Raw genomic sequence first — 16762 nt, 5'->3', positions numbered from 1 at the left:
GAGGATGGCCTTAGAGGGGACGCAAGGCAGGGGCGCGGCGGCGCCAGAATCTGTGCTGATGGCGCAGCCAGAGCTGATAACCGCCGAGCAGCAACCAGAACAGCGCAGGCAGCAGGAACAGGGGGTGGGTCGCCTCGCGCAGCATCAGCAACCCCAGCAGGATCATGACGAAGGGGCGGCTCTCGTAGAGCCAGAGCGGCCACGCTTGCTTGCGCCTGCCATGGCTGCGTGGCTGGCTGAGTTGATACCAGACCAGACCGCCAATGAGATAGACGGACAGGCCGGCAAGCAGCAGCCTCCCCGGTTCGCTCACCCCTACTAGCAGGAGTCCGCAACACAGGCAGAGCAGAGGCGCTGCTTCACGACGTGACAAGATCAAGATGGGCATCTCCGGTAGACCATGAACTCAATATAGTCAACGGCTAGCGGTGTTGCGTCATAGGGTTCCCGGCTAGCACCATATGGTGGGCCTCGTCATACTCGGGGCGCGGTGCCGATGGCCTCGTCCACTTGCAGACTGCGCTGACCCGTCATGCCGGCCCGCTTGGCGAGCAGGTGATAACAGGCGGGGATCAGCAGCAGAGTCACCAGGGTCGCCAAGGAGAGTCCGAAGAAGACCACAGTCCCCACCGTCATCCGGCTCTCATAGCCGGCCCCCATGGAGAGCATCAGCGGCACGGCCCCCATCACGGCGGTGAGCGAGGTCATCAGAATAGGCCGCAACCGACGCACAGCCCCGGCAATGATGGCCGCCTCGAAGGCTTCACCACGCTGGCGCAGCTGGTTGATGAACTCCACGATCAGGATGCCGTTCTTGGTCACCATGCCGATCAGCATGATCAGGCCGATCTGGCTGTAGATGTTCATCTCCTGCCCCGTCAGCCAGAGGCCGAGCAGGCCGCCGAAGATGCCGAGCGGCACCGTCATCATCACCACGGCCGGGGTGATCAGGCTCTCGAACTGGGCCACCAGCACCAGATAGACCACCAGCAGCGCCAGACCGAACACCAGTGCCATCTCTCCCTGGTTATCGCGATAATCTTTCGAGTCTCCGGCGTAATCTACTGTCATGCCCGCCGGCAGATTGTCGTTGGCCCAGCCATCGAGCATATCCAGGGCCTCGCCCAGGGTGTGGCCCGGCGCCAGGTCCGCAGTCAGGGTCACCGCCTTCTGGCGCTGATAGTGGTTGAGCCGGTTTGGACTGGCCACCTGCTTGAAACTGGCCAGGGTCGAGAGGCTCACCATCTCGCCGGTGGCCGCCTTGAGATAGATGCGGCTGAGATCCGAGGCGCCATTAAGCTTGGTCTGATCGGCGCGCAGATAGACGTCATACTCCTCGCCCCTGTCCACATAGGTGGTCTTGGTACTGCCGCCGAGCAAGGTTTGCAGACTGTTGGCCACCGTCGACACCGGGATCCCCAGCTCGCTGGCCCTGTCGCGGTCTATGGTCACCCGCAGCTCGGGGGTCTTCTCGGCATAATCGAGATCCGGATTGGTCATCAAGCCGCTCTGCTGAGCCAGCGCCTTGAGCTGATTGCCCACCTGGTTGAGCTCGCCAAAATCCCCCCCCTGCAACACGAACTGCACCGGGGCGGTCGAGCCGCGCCTGAAACCGGGCTGGAAGGGTCTGATGGTCACATCCGGGATATCGGAGAGCAGGGTCGCCAGCTCCTTGGTGAAGGCGGTGGCATTCTGGTCCCGCTTGGCCCAATCGGTGAGCTGAATGATGGTCATGCCGGTCTGATCGCCTCCCCGCCCGAAGGCCGGGGTGCTGAAACTCATGGCCTGCACCACCCCCTGGCCGAGCAGGGGCATGATGGCGGCTTCGACCTGTTGCATATTGCGTTTCATCCGCTCGATGCTGGTGCCCTCTGCCCCCTTGACGAACACATAGACCACCCCTCTGTCTTCGGTCGGGGTCAGGTTGGCGGGCAGCAGCTTGATGAGACCGACACTGCCGACCAGACAGAGCAGCAACATCAGCAGCGCCCAGCCCGAGCGGGGCAACAGCCAGCCGAGCAGGCGGCGATAGTGCTCTTCAACCTTGCCCAAACCGCGATCCAGGGCCGCGGTCAGCGGGTTGGAGGTCTCCTTGGCCCGCATCAGCCAGGAGCCCATGGCGGGGGTCAGGGTCAGGGCGACCAGGGAGGAGCAGATCACCGCCAGGGAGAGCAAGATGGCAAATTCGGTAAAGAGCCTGCCCACCATGCCATCCATGAAGGCGATGGGCACAAACACCATCACCAGCACGGCGGTGGTGGCTACCACGGCAAAGCCCACCTCGCGGGTACCGTGCCAGGCCGCCAATAGCGGCGGCTCGCCCCGTTGCAGATGGTGGTGAATGTTCTCCACCACCACGATGGCGTCATCCACCACCAGGCCGATGGCAAGGATGAGCGCCAACAACGTGATGAGATTGATGGAGAAACCGAGATACCAGGCGCCGATAAAGGCGGAGACGAGCGACACAGGCACAGTGATGGCCGGGATCAGCGTCGTGCGCCCCTGCCCCAGGAAGAGATAGAGTACGGCCACCACCAGCACGGCGCTGATGGCGAGGGTGTGGTAGACCTCGTCGATGGACTGCTTGATGAAGATGGTGGAGTCATAATCGACCTCCAGGCTGGCCCCTTCCGGCAAGAAGCGCTGCATGGCCGTCATCTTCTGGGAGATACCCTCGGCCACCGCCAGCGGATTGGCCGTGGACTGGGGGATGATGCCTATCCCCAGGCTCTCCTTGCCATTGCGCTGGTAGGCGCTGTCTTCGTTCTTGGCCCCCACGTCCACGTCGGCAATATCGGCAAGATAGACCGGCTGACCATTGGCGGCCGTGGTGATCTGCAAACGACGAAAATCGGCGGCCGTGTTGTAGAGCCGCTCTATCTGCACCGCCACCGTCATGCTGTTGTTGCGGATCTCGCCGCCGGGCAGCTCTATGTTCTCCCGGGTCAGGGCGTCCTCAACGTCAGTGACGCTGATGCCGCGCGCTGCCATGTCAACCGGGCGCAGTCGCACATACATGACCCGCTCCAGATCTCCCGACAGCATCACCTCGCTCACTCCGTCCACCAGGCTCAGGGGATCCACCAACACCCGGTTGGCATAATCCGTCATGGCGGTTCTGTCCATCTGGCTGCTGCTGAAGTTGAGCCAGATGGCGACATCGCCATTGCCGCTGTCCTTGGTGATCAGGGGTTCATCCACATCATCGGGCAGCTTGGTGCGCGCGCGGGAGATGGCATCGCGCACATCCGATACCCCCTCGACCATGTTCCAGCCGAGCTTGAACTCCACCGTGATGCTGGAGCGCCCCTTGCGGGTCGAGGAGTTGATGTTCTCTATGCCGCTGATCCCCGAGAGCTGGTCCTCGATAGGCTTGGTGACCTGAGTCTCCATCACCTCGGGGGCCGCCCCCTCATAGGTCGTGGTGATGGAGACCGACGGCGTCTGCACATCGGGCATCTCGCGCACCGTCAATTTGCTGAACGCGACCAGGCCAAATACGGTGAGCAGGGCACTGATCACCACCGCCACCAAGGGGCGGCGTACTGATATATCGGAGAGCCACATCAGCCGTTCACCTTCGCCAAGTCCTTGACCAGCAAGCCATCCCGCAGGTTGACCAGCCCCTCCACCACGATGCGATCCCCCGCCTTGAGCCCCTCAGTCACCCAGACTTGCTCCCCTTGGGTTTCACCCAGGATCACCGGCAGGCGCTTGACCCGGCCATCGGCTTCGAGGCGATAGACGAAGCGCTGCTCACCGAGGTACTCCACCGACTGGGCCGGGATCAGCGTCATCTGCTGGGCGGGCAACGCCAGGGAGACACTGAGCAGCATGCCGGGGCGCAGCTGACCGGAGTCGTTGGGGAAAATGACCCTGGCCTTGATGTTCTGGCTACTGTCGGAAACCCGGCTATCGACCGTCTCCAGGGTGCCGCGGAACCCTTGATCCGGCCAGGCGGAGCTGGTCGCGGTGACCGTCATGCCGGGGCGCAGCAAGGAGAGATAACGCTCGGGCACGGCCAAATCCAGACGCAGCTTGGCAAGCTCGTCCAGATGCAGCAGGCTGTCGCCATTGCTGACCAGGGCCCCTTCGCTGAGATCGATCAGGCTGACGGTGCCATTGAAGGGCGCGCGCAGCTCACGCAGGCTCAGCTCATAGCGAGCCGCCGCCAACCTGGCCTGGGCCATGGCGACGGTGGCCTCCTGGCCCTCGAGTTCGGAGCTGGTCACGGCGCCACGGGCCACCAGACGCTTCATGTCGCGCAGCTTGCGCTCCTCGTCGCGAACACTCGCCCCCTGCTCGGCCAGTTCGGCCTGCTGTTTGCCGATATCGAGCTGGATCAGCAGATCCCCGGCCTTCACCTGCTGGCCAGAATGGACCGCGATGCGGACGATACGCCCCGTCACTTCCGGGCTCACCACCACGGCGCGGTTGGCGACCAGCTTGCCGACCAGCTTGAGCATGGGTTCGGTCAGGGTCTGACTGACGGTCTGGGTTCGAATATTGACAGGGTGAGGCGCGCCCTTGGCAACAGGCGCGCCAGAGCGGTAATACCAGGCCCCGATAACCAGCAGGGTGAGCACCGTGAGAAACAGCCAGCTACGCATTTTCATTGATGGATCCAGCAAACAAGGGTATGAATTTCACAATAGAGGGCCATTCTAGCCCCAGTTCTTGCCGTGACTATGTATAAGTGTGACAAAAGGTAACAGGCGCAGCACAAGCATTAACCGCCCCGCCTCCCGAATGCACCTCTTGCCCGGTCCCTCATGCGGCAATTCACCATCATCAAGGAGTAACACAGTGGCACGAAGACCCAGACTGGGACTCGCCCTTGGCAGCGGCGCCGCCAAAGGCTGGTCGCACATAGGTATAATACGGGGCCTGGAGCGGCTTGGGGTCAAACCCGATCTGGTGGCCGGTTGTTCCATTGGCAGCTTCGTCGGTGCCGCCTACGCGGCAGGTGCCCTCGACAACCTGGAGGAGTGGGTGCGTGGCTTTACCCGGTTGCAGGTGGTCAGCATGCTGGATCCCGCCCTCTCCGGCGGTCTGTTTCGCGGCGAGAAGGTGTTTGGCATCGCCGGTGGCCACCTGGGGGAGCCCAACATAGAAGACCTGCCCATGCCATTTTCCTGCATCGCCACCGAACTCGATACCGGCCGCGAGATCTGGCTCAAAGAAGGGCCCTTGCGCCAGTGTGTACGCGCCTCCTGTGGCATGCCAGGCCTGTTGACGCCCACCTTGCTCAATGAGCAGTGGCTGGTCGATGGCGCCGTGGTCAATCCAGTTCCCATCTCGCTGGCCCGCGCCATGGGGGCCGAGGTGGTGATCGCCGTCAACCTCAACACCGATCTGCACCAGCCCTGGAGTCATGAGCCGGATGAGGTGGTCGAGCCCCAGAGCGGACTGTTCGGTCAGTGGTTCAACCGGGGTGGCAACGGCAACCCGACGCCGCCCGGCATGTGGAATGTGATGAGCAGCACCCTCAATATCATGCAGGAGCGGATCACCCGGGCGCGCATGGCGGGGGATCCGCCGGAGATCCAGCTCTGCCCCCGCCTTGGCAATCTCTCCATCATGGATTTTCACCGGGCAGGGGAAGCCATTGAGGAAGGCGAGGCCTGCGTCGAGCGTAACGCCCATCAGCTCAAAGAGGAGCTGACCCGGCTCGGCCTGCTCGCTACCGCCCCCGAGCCCTCGCTCTAAGCCCGCATCCCCGCTAAATAAAAAGAGCGCCCCGAGGCGCTCTTTTTACGGCGGCCTCCCGGCCTAGAAGAGCCCCAATCCTTTGAGCATGACGATCAGGATCAAGAGGGGCGATACATAACGCACCACGAAAAACAGGGGTTTGAGGATCCTTAAGTGCAGGGTCCCGCCATTGGTCAGCGCCTCCTTCATCCGCTCGAATCCCCATACCCAGCCCACGAACAGGCAGAGCAGAATGCCACCGAGCGGCATCAACACATTGGAGGAGATAAAGTCGAACAGATCGAAGAAGCTCTTGCCCGCCACCGTCACCCCGGCCAGGGTGCTGTTGGAGAGCGCACAGCTCGACCCAATCAAGGCCAGGAGCAGCAGATTGATGAGGGTGGCTCTGGGGCGGCTCAGGCCAAATCGCTCCGACAACACGGAGACCGGCACCTCCAGGATGGAGAGCATGGCCCCGGTGGCCGCGATGGCACTGAGTACGAAGAAAAGCACCATGAATACCTGACCAAAGGGGATGCTGGCAAACACCGCAGGGATGGTAATGAACAGCAGAGCGGGGCCTGCACTTGGCTCAAATCCAAAGGCAAATACCGCCGGGAAGATGGCTATCCCCGCCAGCATGGAGACGAAGAGATCGGCGCACATCACTCGACATGCTGTCGCCGGTATGTGCTGATCGTCCCGAAAATAGCTACCGTAAGTCATCATGCAGCCCATGCCAATGGATAGCTTGAAAAACGCCAAGCCCATGGCGGTGAGCACCACCCCGGCACTTAATTTGGAAAAGTCCGGTGAAAACAAGAAAATCAATCCCTCCCTCGCCCCGGGCAGCGTCAGGCTGCGAGCCCCTATCACCAGCAGCAGGATGAATAGCAGCGGCATCAACTTCTTGGTCACCGCCTCTATGCCCCTTGAGACCCCCATCAGCAATATGCCCCCCATCAGCGCCAATACCAGCCACTGCCAGAGCAGGCTCTGCAGCGGATCCTTGATGAGTGCATTGAAGGCGGCCCCCGTCACGGCAGGATCCGTAGAGAGGATGGTGCCGCCAATCCCCTTGAAGATATAGGCAAACACCCAGGCCGCGACCTCGGAGTAAAAAGACATGATAAGGAAGGCGGCCCCCACCCCCATCAGGGCAACCAGCCACCAGGCCTGTCCCTTGGGTGCCAGCTTGATCAGGGTGCTGACCGCATCGGCTTTTCCTCTGCGGCCCAGCATCATCTCGGTGATCATCACCGGCAAACCGACCAGCAAGGTGGCAATCAGGTAGACCAGCAGGAAACTGGCCCCACCATTTTCCCCCGTCAGGTAGGGAAATTTCCAGATATTGCCAAGGCCGACCGCCGAACCCAGCGTCGCGGCCAGCACGCCAAACTTGCTGGTAAAGCCATCTCGAACCTGAGTGCTTGTCATGCTCATCTCTCACCCTGATGTTGTGTTACTGGAATTTTAGGGGGAAATCAGGGGATGGCGATCCTGCGACAAACTGCGCGAATGGGGCGACAAGGAGAGAGAAGTTGCAGCGTGCTGGCGGGGAAAAAAGATAAAAAAATGCCGCCCTTGGGCGGCATTTTCATGGGCGCAATCTCAGGCTCAGCCTTTGGCGAGATCGTCCGGACCTATCTGACCAATCTCGGCGACTTTCTTGTCGGCGAGCAGCCAGAGAGTGAACTTGTGCAGTTCCGGGTGATGGGCCAGGGCAACCAGGAAGGCGCCACCGACTTCACGGTAGCCGAGTTCGTAGTTTTTCAGGGTGGTGGGGGGAACACCCAGCAGATCGGCAAACTTGGGACGGCTCAGGCCGACGGCTTCGCGGATCTGGCGGATCTTCTTGCCAACAGTGTCAATGTTTGAATTCATAATGGTTCCATACTCCGTATGGCGGATTGACTCCGCCTTATTTTTCGCGACGACTCGTAGTCAAGTGTATCAGTTTTGAACGGACTCGTTATGGTCGAGCCTCTATCTTATAAACGCCTTTTGGCGACAACCCTTAAAAAACCTCGGGGATGGTAATCGCTCAATCGCCCAAGGTAAACAGTCTCGAAGAGAAACCTTTATGGAGGCCCGTTGAATCCTCCGTATAATCGATTGACCATCTATAACGAGTAACAAAAATGGCGTTTCCTGGAATAATATCCCGTCTGCATCCGAGCCCCGTCCCGCAGGATCTCGCCCTGCAACTGCAACAAGGCCAGCATTATCGAGCGGAAGCCTTCTTGTTACCTGAAGCCATGATGGCGCTGGCCACCGAGATACACCCGGCCCTGCCTGAGCGCATCAGCCTCTATCTGGCCCAGGAGCAAGCCGGGTTGGCACTGCGTGGCCATGACGGCGCCTTGCAAGATGATGGCGCTCTCACCCTCTATAATGGACAGCATATTCAACTGGCCCAGGAGCCCGGGCAAGGTCAGCTGGTCCCCGAATCGGGTCTGCGGGAGATGGGCCTCTGGCTCGAAGCCGGTCATCGCCACTTCATCTGCCCCGCCGCCGTGCAACCTGTCGCGCGCGCCATCCTCAATATCTGGCCTCTCGATCCCTATCTGGCCAAACATTTTTTACTCAGTTTCACTCCCCTGCTCGATTCGGCTACCGAACAAGATTTGCTCGCCGTGCTGGCGGCACGCCAGGACATCGCCACCCCGCGACCAGACTGGGTTGAGGTCTATATGAAGCTTGAAAAGCGGTTGCATAGGACCTACTTAGACCACTGAACTACAATGCTGAACCCCAGCTTGCGGCAGCGACATAAATTGGCTCAGGTCTCTTTTGTGAACTTGATCATGGTTTGAAATGGGAATACAGTGCGCATCGTCATCGGATTGACACCCTTTTTTGGTGGGTGAAAAGTGTGCAAACACAGACCCCCTCTTCATGGATGAGAGAGATCCCGGTTAACACGGGATCCCTGTCAGACTCCTTGCCATCGTTGGCAGAGCCTGCAGCTTACATAAATCAAAAAGTGCGAAGCACGTGATCAACGTGCCATCTCAACGAGGATATATTTATGATGAAAATGGCCCCTTCCCTGATTGCCATCGCCATGGCTACTCTGGGTGCTACTGCTGCTAACGCCGCTGACGATATCTACTTCGGTGCCGGTGTTGGTGCTGCTCACTTCAACGGTCTGAACAACGTCAACGGTGTTGACGATGGCACCGAAGATGCAGCCGCTGCTAACGCTTTCGTTGGTTACAACTTCACCGAGAACTTCGGTACCGAACTGGGCTACCAGTACGCTGGCCGTGGTAACACCGAAGGCTCCCGTTACGAGAACCAGGGTGCCACCCTGTCTGGTATCGCTCGTCTGCCGGTTGCCAAGGACCTGTCCATCTTCGCTGAAGGCGGCGCCTACTGGGCTCACACCGACGGTCTGGAAACTGGCGATACTCGCGTTTCCCCGCTGGCTGGCCTGGGTCTGACCTACAAGCTGAACGACGCCCTGGATCTGCAGGCTCGTTATCGCTACATGTGGAATGTCTCTGACCTGTCCACTGCTGCCTACAACACCTCTGATGACAACTACAAGTCCAACCAGAGCGTTGCGACTATGGAAGTGGTTTACCACCCGTTCCGTACTTCCTACGTTGAGCCGGTTGCCGCTCCTGTCGTTGAAGAAGCGCCTGCTCCGGTCGTCGTTGAGAAGAACTTCACCATGAGCTCCGACGTGCTGTTTGCCTTCGGCAAATCCACTCTGAAGCCTGAAGGTGTTGATGCACTGAACGGTCTGTACCAGCAAATCATCGACGCTCAGCCGAAAGACGGTAGCGCCGTAGTTGTTGGTTACTCCGACCGCATCGGTTCCGACGCTTTCAACCAGAAGCTGTCCGAAGCTCGTGCTCGTACCGTAGCTGACTTCCTGGTCGGTAAAGGCATGGCCGCTGGTAAAGTGTCCATCGAAGGTCAAGGCGAAGCCAACCCGGTCACTGGCAACCAGTGTGACGGTATCAAAGCTAAAGCTGACCTGATCACTTGCCTGGCCCCGGACCGTCGTGTTGAAGTCCGCGTTGCTGGCGTGCAAGAAGTTCAGCAGTAATCTCTCCGAGATTCTGACTGCAAGAAGGGGATGCATCGCATCCCCTTTCGTTTATCTGACACCCTGACGACAACCCCTGTCCGACCCCTCCCCCGCATTTATCTCCTCAGCCAGCCTGGCCCTCTCAAAATGCTGCATATTCGTTCAGTAACTTGATCAACGTGAGCCAAAAGAATACAGTTATCACGCTTGTAAGGTATTGGATGAATTATTAAAAGCGCCTCTACCGGTTAGTTGTCCACGGAAGCCGTTACGGCCGTGAGTAGCCAAGAGTCCTTCATATTCATTCATACTGCCCGTGCTACAGCACGGAGATATGCCATCCGGGTTCCCGGATGCGTTGCATATGACTAAGAGTGCTCGCCCATGACGCGGCAAACTCAACGAGGATATAACGATGAAAATGAAAGTGGCACCGACCCTGATTGCCCTGGCCCTTGCGGCCGCAGGCAGCACCGCAGCCCAGGCTGCTGATAACGACTGGTACACCGGTATCGCCGCCGGCTGGGCCTATACCCACGACCTGGAAGACTTTGGCAAGAATGCCGATGTGGACAAGGACGCCACCGCACTGAGTCTGTTCGGTGGTTATAACTTCACCGAAAACTTCGGTGCCGAAGCTGGCTACCTCTACGCCGGTAAAGCGGGCATCAATGGCGTGGATTTCTCCACTCAGGGCGCAACCCTGTCCGGGATCGGCCGCCTGCCTTTGGGCGACATCTTCTCCGTATTCGCTGAAGGTGGTGCCTACGTGTTCCACGCTAAAGGCAACAACGACGGCGACAACGGCATAGCCCCGCTGGCGGGTGTTGGCCTGACGGCCAAGCTGTCTGATCTGATCGACGTGCAAGCTCGCTACCGCTACATGTGGGACGTGGGTGACGAGAACAAGACTGGCAACAACATGATCTGGGAGACCGACATGAGTGTGGCCACGCTGGAACTGGTTCTGCACCCGAATCGCACCTCCTATGTGGCCCCGGTCGCCGCGCCAGTGGTGGCCGATCCCGAGCCGGTCATCGTCGAGAAGAACTTCGCCATGAGCTCTGACGTGCTGTTTGCCTTTGGCAAATCCAGCCTCAAGCCGGAAGGGATCGATGCCCTGAACGGTCTGTATCAGCAGATCGTCGACGTTCAGCCGAAAGATGGCAGCGCCGTGGTCGTCGGTTACACCGACCGTATCGGTTCCGACGCCTCTAACCAGAAACTGTCAGAAGCCCGTGCCCGCACCGTGGCCGACTTCCTGGTTGGCAAGGGTCTCCCCGCTGGCAAGGTTGCCATCGAAGGGCAAGGCGAAGCCAACCCAGTGACTGGCAATCAGTGCGACGGCATCCACGCCAAGGCTCAGCTGATCGCCTGCCTGGCACCGGATCGCCGCGTCGAAGTGCGTGTGACCGGCGTACAAGAAGTGCAGCAGCAACAGTAATGATGACAGTGTGAAGCCCTGCTAGCAGGCTAAATACCGTTGATGAAAAGAGGAGGCCATGGCCTCCTCTTTTCGTTTATATTTAGCATTCAATTGAAACCACTCATGCCGTGTATGACCCAACCGCACTTTAGGGTTTGCCACCGCCGCTTTCTTGGGATCCCGCTCACAGCCCAGACACTCTAAGTCTGTGTTCAGCCAAGCAAAATCATGGACGATGGCTATAACTAGATGGTGCGTAACAACTCTTGCACAACAAAAAAGAGGATAAGCGATGAAACCAAGCCTGTTATCTGCACTGATTGCCGTGGCATTCGCATCAGCTGCAAGCCTTCCAGCTCAGGCCAATGACTGGTATCTCGGTGGCGGTGGCGGTGTCGCCATTGGTCATGATCTGGACGATCTTGGCGATGACGTCGACAAGAATGACACCGCCTGGAGCCTGTTTGCCGGCTACAACTTTACCGAAAACTTTGGCGCCGAGCTGGGTTACCTCAACACGGGTGACTGGAGCGTCGATGATGAACAGTTCAGCAGCCAGGGCGCGACCCTGTCAGCCATAGGTCGCCTGCCCCTTGGGGATATCTTCTCTCTCTTTGCCGAGGGGGGGGCCTATATCTATCAGGTTGATACCATCAATGGCTCGGACAATGACTATGCCCCTCTGCTGGGACTGGGCATGGGGGCTCAGTTGACCGACTGGCTCGACCTTCAGGCCCGCTACCGCTATATGTTCCGGGTCGGTGATGACCCCGACAATGGCAAGCTGGGCAGCGGCACGGATCGCTGGGTCACCGACGTGAGCGTCGCGACCCTGGAGCTGGTATTTCATCCGAATCGCCATGCCTATGTGGCGCCGGTAGCCGCTCCCATGGTCGCCGCCGTCGCCCCCGTCATGGTCGACAAGAGCTTCTCCCTGAGCTCCGATGTCTTGTTCGAGTTCAACAAGTCAGCCCTCAGGGCCGAAGGCAGCAGTGCACTGGAAGATCTTTACCAGCAGATAGTGGCGGTCAATCCCAAGGATGGTCAGGTAACCGTCATGGGCTACACAGATAGGCTCGGTTCCGATGGCTACAACCAATCCCTGTCCGAAGCCCGTGCCCAGACGGTGGCCGATACCCTGATAGGGCTGGGTCTACCCGCGGACAAGGTCTCCATCCAGGGTCTGGGTGAGAGCAATCCGGTGACCGGCAGCCAGTGTGATGGCATCAGTCCCAAGTCTGAACTGATCAACTGCCTGGCACCGGATCGCCGGGTAGAGGTCAAGGTCACTGGCACTCAGACCGAGCAAACGCCCCAGCCCGTGGACGCTCAGCCCGCCACTGAGCCCATGGATAGCGAGCCCGCCAAGGCCTGACAACCCTCACCTCCGTTGTGCAAATAAAAAAGGGATGCCGCGGCATCCCTTCTTTATTTCAGCCTCTTTCGTTAGAAGGAGGTACGGCGATAACGTCGATACAGAGGGCGCCAGAAGTTAGCCTCGATGGCCTTGTCGATCACCTCGTCCGGGGTCTGTACCGCCTTGCCTTGCAGCATGGCGGTCTTGGCGACCATCTTGGCGATGTAACGGGACACCTCGTGGATATCTGCCAGATCCGGCAACAGTGAGCCATCCTCGCCTTTTACCATGGGAGAGCACTCCGCCAGGGCACGGCTGGCCGACATCAGCATGGCATCCGTCACCCGCTTGGCTCCCGACGCAATCACCCCAAGGCCTATCCCCGGGAAGATGAAGGAGTTGTTGCACTGGGCGATGACATAACGCTTGCCCTTGTACTCGACCGGTGCAAAGGGGCTGCCAGTGGCTACCAGCGCCTGGCCGTCGGTCCAGCGAATGAGATCCGCCGGGGTCGCTTCCACCCTGGAGGTGGGGTTGGAGAGCGGGAAGATGATGGGGCGAGCACAGTGTTTGTGCATGGTCTTGACCACCTCTTCGGTGAAGAGGCCGGGCTGGCCAGAGACCCCGATCAGGATATCCGGGCGACCGTGCTCCATCACCTCCAGCAAGGAGATGTTGTCTCCCACCGGCCACTCTTTGATCTGCTCTACCGGCTGGGAGAGGCGACGCTGGAAGTCGAGCTGGTTGGGGATCTTGTCGGTGATGAGGCCGAATCTGTCCACCATGAATACCCGGCCACGGGCCTGCGCATCGCTCAGGCCTTCGGCCTTCATCTGCGCCACTATCTGCTCGGCGATGCCGCACCCGGCACTGCCGGCACCGAGGAAGGCGACCCGCTTCTCGGAGAGCTTGGCCCCCGAGGCCTTGCAGGCGGCGATCAGGCTGCCCAGGGTCACGGCGGCCGTGCCTTGGATATCATCGTTGAAGCAGCACAGCTCATCCTTGTAACGGTTGAGCAGCGGCATGGCATTGCTCTGGGCAAAGTCTTCGAACTGGAGCAGGATGTCGGGCCAGCGGCGTTTGACCGCCTGAATGAAGGCGTCGACGAAGTCGTAATACTCCTCCCCCGAGATGCGCGGATGACGCCAGCCCATGTAGAAGGGATCGTTGAGCAGTTGCTGGTTGTTGGTACCCACATCCAGCACCACCGGCAGGGTATAGGCCGGGGAGATGCCGCCACAGGCGGTATAGAGAGAGAGCTTGCCGATGGGGATCCCCATGCCGCCTATGCCCTGATCCCCCAGACCCAGGATGCGCTCGCCATCGGTCACGACGATGACCTTGACGTTCTGCTTGGTGGCGTTTTGCAGCATGTCATCGATCCTGTCCTTGTCGGAGTAGGAGATGAAGAGGCCACGGGCGCGGCGATAGATGTTGGAGAACTCTTCACATGCCTTGCCCACGGTCGGGGTATAGATGATCGGCATGATCTCGGTCAGGTGATCCCGAATGAGACGGTAGAACAAGGTCTCGTTGGTATCCTGGATATTGCGCAGGTAGATATGCTTGTCCATGTCGTTGCCAAAGGCCATGAACTGGCGATAGGCACGTTCCACCTGCTCCTCGATGGTTTCGATGTTCTGGGGCAGCAGACCTTCCAGGTTGAAGTTGCTGCGCTCTTCACTGGTGAAGGCGCTGCCCTTGTTAAGCAGTGGCGTCTCTAATAGAGCGGGGCCGGCGTAGGGAATGTAGAGAGGACGTTTCTGATTATTATCTTCAAACATGGTTGGGTACCTTGACGATGTGGCCTCTGGATCCTATGGGCTTAGGCCAACAATTTCAAAGGATTTAGCCATCGGTGTGCGTCTGGGCAACCCCGGTCGCCACGGGTCTGCGACCGAGCCGGCGAAACTCACCTGGGGTCTGACCAGTCGCACGGCGAAAACGGTTCGCAAAGTTGGCGCCATCGCTGTAGCCGACCCGACCGGCCAGCTCGCCGAGCGGCCAATCGGTATAGAGCAGCAACTGGCGCGCTTTCTCCATGCGCAGCCCCGTCAGCCAGGTCATGGGGCCCATACCAAACGCCTGCTGGCAGAGCCGGTGCAAGTGCGGCGCCGAGCAGGCCATCAGACTGGCCAGTCGGGGGACTGTCCAGGGTTCATCGAGCCGCCCCTCCACCAGACGCTGCAAACCTTGCAACCGGTCAAGGGGCGTGCCCCTCGCCTCGCCGCGCAGCACCCGGGCCAACAGCGTCAGCAGCAAAGAGAGCAGTTGGGGCTGCAGGGCAGAACGGCTGCCCTCTGTGTGCATCAGCTGCAATAGATGATGCAGCGACTCCTCCTCGCGACTGACCCAGCAACGATGGCCAAGCCGGTGCAGATGCTGCCAGCGCGGCACGTCATCGAGCAGGATCCAGCTGGTGTGCCAGTTTTCCCCCGCCAGCCGCAGACCACCTGGCAGAGCGGCCGGTAGAAAGACCAAGGCCCCGGCCGGGATGGGCGTCTCCCCCTGCCCGGTCAGCAACATGCCACCCTCGCTGTGGCTGAGCAGCAAGATATGAAAAGCGGGCCTGTTGCGCTGGATAAGGTAATGGTCGCGCAGCACCGACAGACCGGTCAGAAAGACCCCCGCCTCGCCGAGCAAGGGCAGTCCCTCCCGCCCCAGCATCCGCTCCTCGCAACTCTGCGCTATCTCCAGACACTCCCTCTCGAACACCCGGCCTCCTGTTAATCGGTAATAGATAGTTTTGAACAAGAAAGACGATAGCCATTCACAGCGGGCACATCTGGCCCCGCGCTTATGATATCGGCTATCAACCTCAAGTTTCCATGACCCGGTTAACAGCAATGAACTATTGGCAAGCGATTTTCAAACAAACCACCGACAAGGAGTTCATGGGCAAACTGTGGCGACTGGCCCTGCCAGTCTCCCTGCAATCCATGATGTTCTCCCTGCTGGGTCTCATCGACATCATGATGGTGAGCCAGCTGGGGGCGACTGAGGTTGCCGCCGTCGGCTTGGGAAACCGGGTCTTCTTCTTCAATCTGCTGGTGGTCGCCGGTCTTTCTGGCGGCGTTTCTGTGCTGGCGGCGCAATACTATGGCCGCAACGACCTGAGCGGAGTGCGCCGTGCCTTGGCCCTGGCTCTGCTCAGCGCCCTGCTGGTGAGCCTGCCCTTCGCCCTGCTCTATACCTTTGCCCCGGGCAGCGTGCTTGGCTTTGCCAGTCAGGATCCCGTGCTGCGCCCCCTGGCGGATCAATACCTGATGATCACCGGCGCCACCATTCTCTGCACCGCACTGGTGGTGCCGCTGGAGGCGGCGCTGCGCTCGGTGGGCAATGCCGCTGCCGCCACCCATATCGGCATCATCGCCATCCTTGCCAACGTGCTGCTCAACTACGCCCTCATCTTCGGCCACTTCGGCTTCGACGCCATGGGGGTTGAAGGCTCGGCCTGGGGAACCACGCTGTCGCGCCTGCTGCAAACGGCCCTGCTCATCGGCTATGTGATGCACAAGGAGGCTCGCCTGCTGCCACGCCGCCCCGACTGGTTGCTGGCCCTCTCGGGCAAAGAGGTGCGCCGCTTCGTGCTGATCGCCCTGCCACTGCTGCTGCACGATGGCCTCTGGGCCTTCGGCATGCTGCTCTATGGCTTCCTCTATGCCCACCTCGGTGTCGATTCCCTGGCCATCATGACCACCCTGGGTGCGCTGGAGGGGATCCTCATCTCCCTCTTCTTCGGACTGGCGGTGGCCTGTGCCACCCTACTCGGCCACCGGCTCGGTGCCGAGGAGTATGAGGTCGCCTGGCAGCAATCCCAGCTGCTGCTGGTATTGGCGCCACTGGGGGCCTTGCTGGTCGGTCTCTTCGTCTGGTTCATGCAAGCCCCCCTGCTGCTCTGGATTGGCAACTTGCCCGCCGAGCTGCTGCCCCAGGCCGGCCAGGTGCTGGGCATTCTCTGCCTCGGCATGCTGCTCAAGGTGTTCAACATGGTGGGCATTGTCGGGGTGTTGCGATCCGGGGGCGACGTGAAGTACAGCATCGTCATCGACATCGTCGGCATGTGGTGCATCGGGCTGCCACTGGCCTGGCTGGCGGTCAGCTGGCTCGGCTGGCCTCTCTCCTGGGTGGTGGCCGTGGTGCTGCTCGAGGAGTTGAGCAAGGTGCTGATGGTCCATCGCCGGGTACAGCGTCGCCGCTGGCTGCGCAACCTGGTGGCGGCTTGAGTCAGCGCCGGTAAGTG

The 16762-nt window shown here is 60.1% G+C and carries 13 protein-coding genes; 6 read left to right on the top strand and 7 right to left on the bottom strand.

Annotated elements, in window-relative coordinates:
• Positions 1-10 precede the first annotated feature (10 nt).
• From M2366_RS06680 to M2366_RS06670, 3 genes are all read right to left on the bottom strand, one after another.
• Positions 11-388, bottom strand: coding sequence for a hypothetical protein (locus M2366_RS06680; protein WP_042040651.1), 378 nt, complete (start codon positions 386-388; stop codon positions 11-13).
• Positions 389-474: 86 nt separating this feature from the next.
• A complete protein-coding gene (locus M2366_RS06675) occupies positions 475-3570 on the bottom strand; it encodes an efflux RND transporter permease subunit (protein WP_259269256.1) in 3096 nt (1031 codons plus the stop codon).
• Positions 3570-4619 carry an efflux RND transporter periplasmic adaptor subunit gene (locus M2366_RS06670; RefSeq protein ID WP_259269255.1) on the bottom strand — a complete coding sequence of 350 codons (1050 nt, stop codon included), beginning with the start codon at positions 4617-4619 and terminating at the stop codon, positions 3570-3572. The genes M2366_RS06675 and M2366_RS06670 overlap by 1 nt, the downstream gene beginning before the upstream one ends.
• 190 nt (positions 4620-4809) lie before the next feature.
• Between M2366_RS06670 and rssA the strand changes: the two genes are divergently transcribed.
• On the top strand, positions 4810-5712 hold the full coding sequence (rssA, locus tag M2366_RS06665; RefSeq protein ID WP_042040655.1) for a patatin-like phospholipase RssA: 903 nt from the start codon (positions 4810-4812) through the stop codon (positions 5710-5712).
• Between the two features lie 63 nt (positions 5713-5775).
• On the opposite strand, the gene M2366_RS06660 is transcribed toward rssA, so the two are convergent.
• Both M2366_RS06660 and M2366_RS06655 read right to left on the bottom strand, forming a co-directional pair.
• Positions 5776-7137, bottom strand: coding sequence for a sodium-dependent transporter (locus tag M2366_RS06660; protein WP_259269254.1), 1362 nt, complete (start codon positions 7135-7137; stop codon positions 5776-5778).
• Between the two features lie 174 nt (positions 7138-7311).
• A complete protein-coding gene (locus M2366_RS06655) occupies positions 7312-7578 on the bottom strand; it encodes a DNA-binding transcriptional regulator (RefSeq protein WP_042040657.1) in 267 nt (88 codons plus the stop codon).
• Between the two features lie 257 nt (positions 7579-7835).
• Here M2366_RS06655 and M2366_RS06650 point away from each other — a divergent pair, with 257 nt between their 5' ends.
• The 4 genes from M2366_RS06650 to M2366_RS06635 all read left to right on the top strand — a co-directional run bounded on the left by M2366_RS06650 (position 7836) and on the right by M2366_RS06635 (position 12537).
• The gene (locus M2366_RS06650) at positions 7836-8432 is read left to right on the top strand and encodes a hypothetical protein (protein WP_259269253.1); all 597 of its coding nucleotides are present in this window, start codon (positions 7836-7838) and stop codon (positions 8430-8432) included.
• Between the two features lie 293 nt (positions 8433-8725).
• Positions 8726-9754 carry a porin OmpA gene (gene ompA / locus M2366_RS06645; RefSeq protein WP_042040659.1) on the top strand — a complete coding sequence of 343 codons (1029 nt, stop codon included), beginning with the start codon at positions 8726-8728 and terminating at the stop codon, positions 9752-9754.
• A gap of 397 nt (positions 9755-10151) precedes the next feature.
• On the top strand, positions 10152-11180 hold the full coding sequence (locus M2366_RS06640; RefSeq protein ID WP_259269252.1) for an OmpA family protein: 1029 nt from the start codon (positions 10152-10154) through the stop codon (positions 11178-11180).
• Between the two features lie 274 nt (positions 11181-11454).
• Positions 11455-12537: an OmpA family protein gene (locus M2366_RS06635; RefSeq protein ID WP_259235598.1), complete on the top strand. Its 1083-nt coding sequence runs from the start codon at positions 11455-11457 to the stop codon at positions 12535-12537.
• 71 nt (positions 12538-12608) lie between these two features.
• Here the strand turns inward: M2366_RS06635 and M2366_RS06630 are convergent, their stop codons facing one another.
• Positions 12609-14303 carry an NAD-dependent malic enzyme gene (locus M2366_RS06630; protein WP_042040664.1) on the bottom strand — a complete coding sequence of 565 codons (1695 nt, stop codon included), beginning with the start codon at positions 14301-14303 and terminating at the stop codon, positions 12609-12611.
• 64 nt (positions 14304-14367) lie between these two features.
• On the bottom strand, positions 14368-15186 hold the full coding sequence (locus tag M2366_RS06625; RefSeq protein ID WP_042040993.1) for an AraC family transcriptional regulator: 819 nt from the start codon (positions 15184-15186) through the stop codon (positions 14368-14370).
• A 179-nt stretch (positions 15187-15365) separates the two neighbouring features.
• Between M2366_RS06625 and M2366_RS06620 the strand changes: the two genes are divergently transcribed.
• On the top strand, positions 15366-16745 hold the full coding sequence (locus tag M2366_RS06620; protein WP_259269251.1) for an MATE family efflux transporter: 1380 nt from the start codon (positions 15366-15368) through the stop codon (positions 16743-16745).
• Positions 16746-16762: the final 17 nt, after the last annotated feature.

Source organism: Aeromonas sp. BIGb0405, from assembly GCF_024807335.1.
Classification (GTDB): Bacteria; Pseudomonadota; Gammaproteobacteria; order Enterobacterales; family Aeromonadaceae; genus Aeromonas; species Aeromonas rivuli.
The sequence above is the reverse complement of the archived record's forward strand: the minus strand, read 5'-3'. Positions and strand labels throughout refer to the sequence as shown.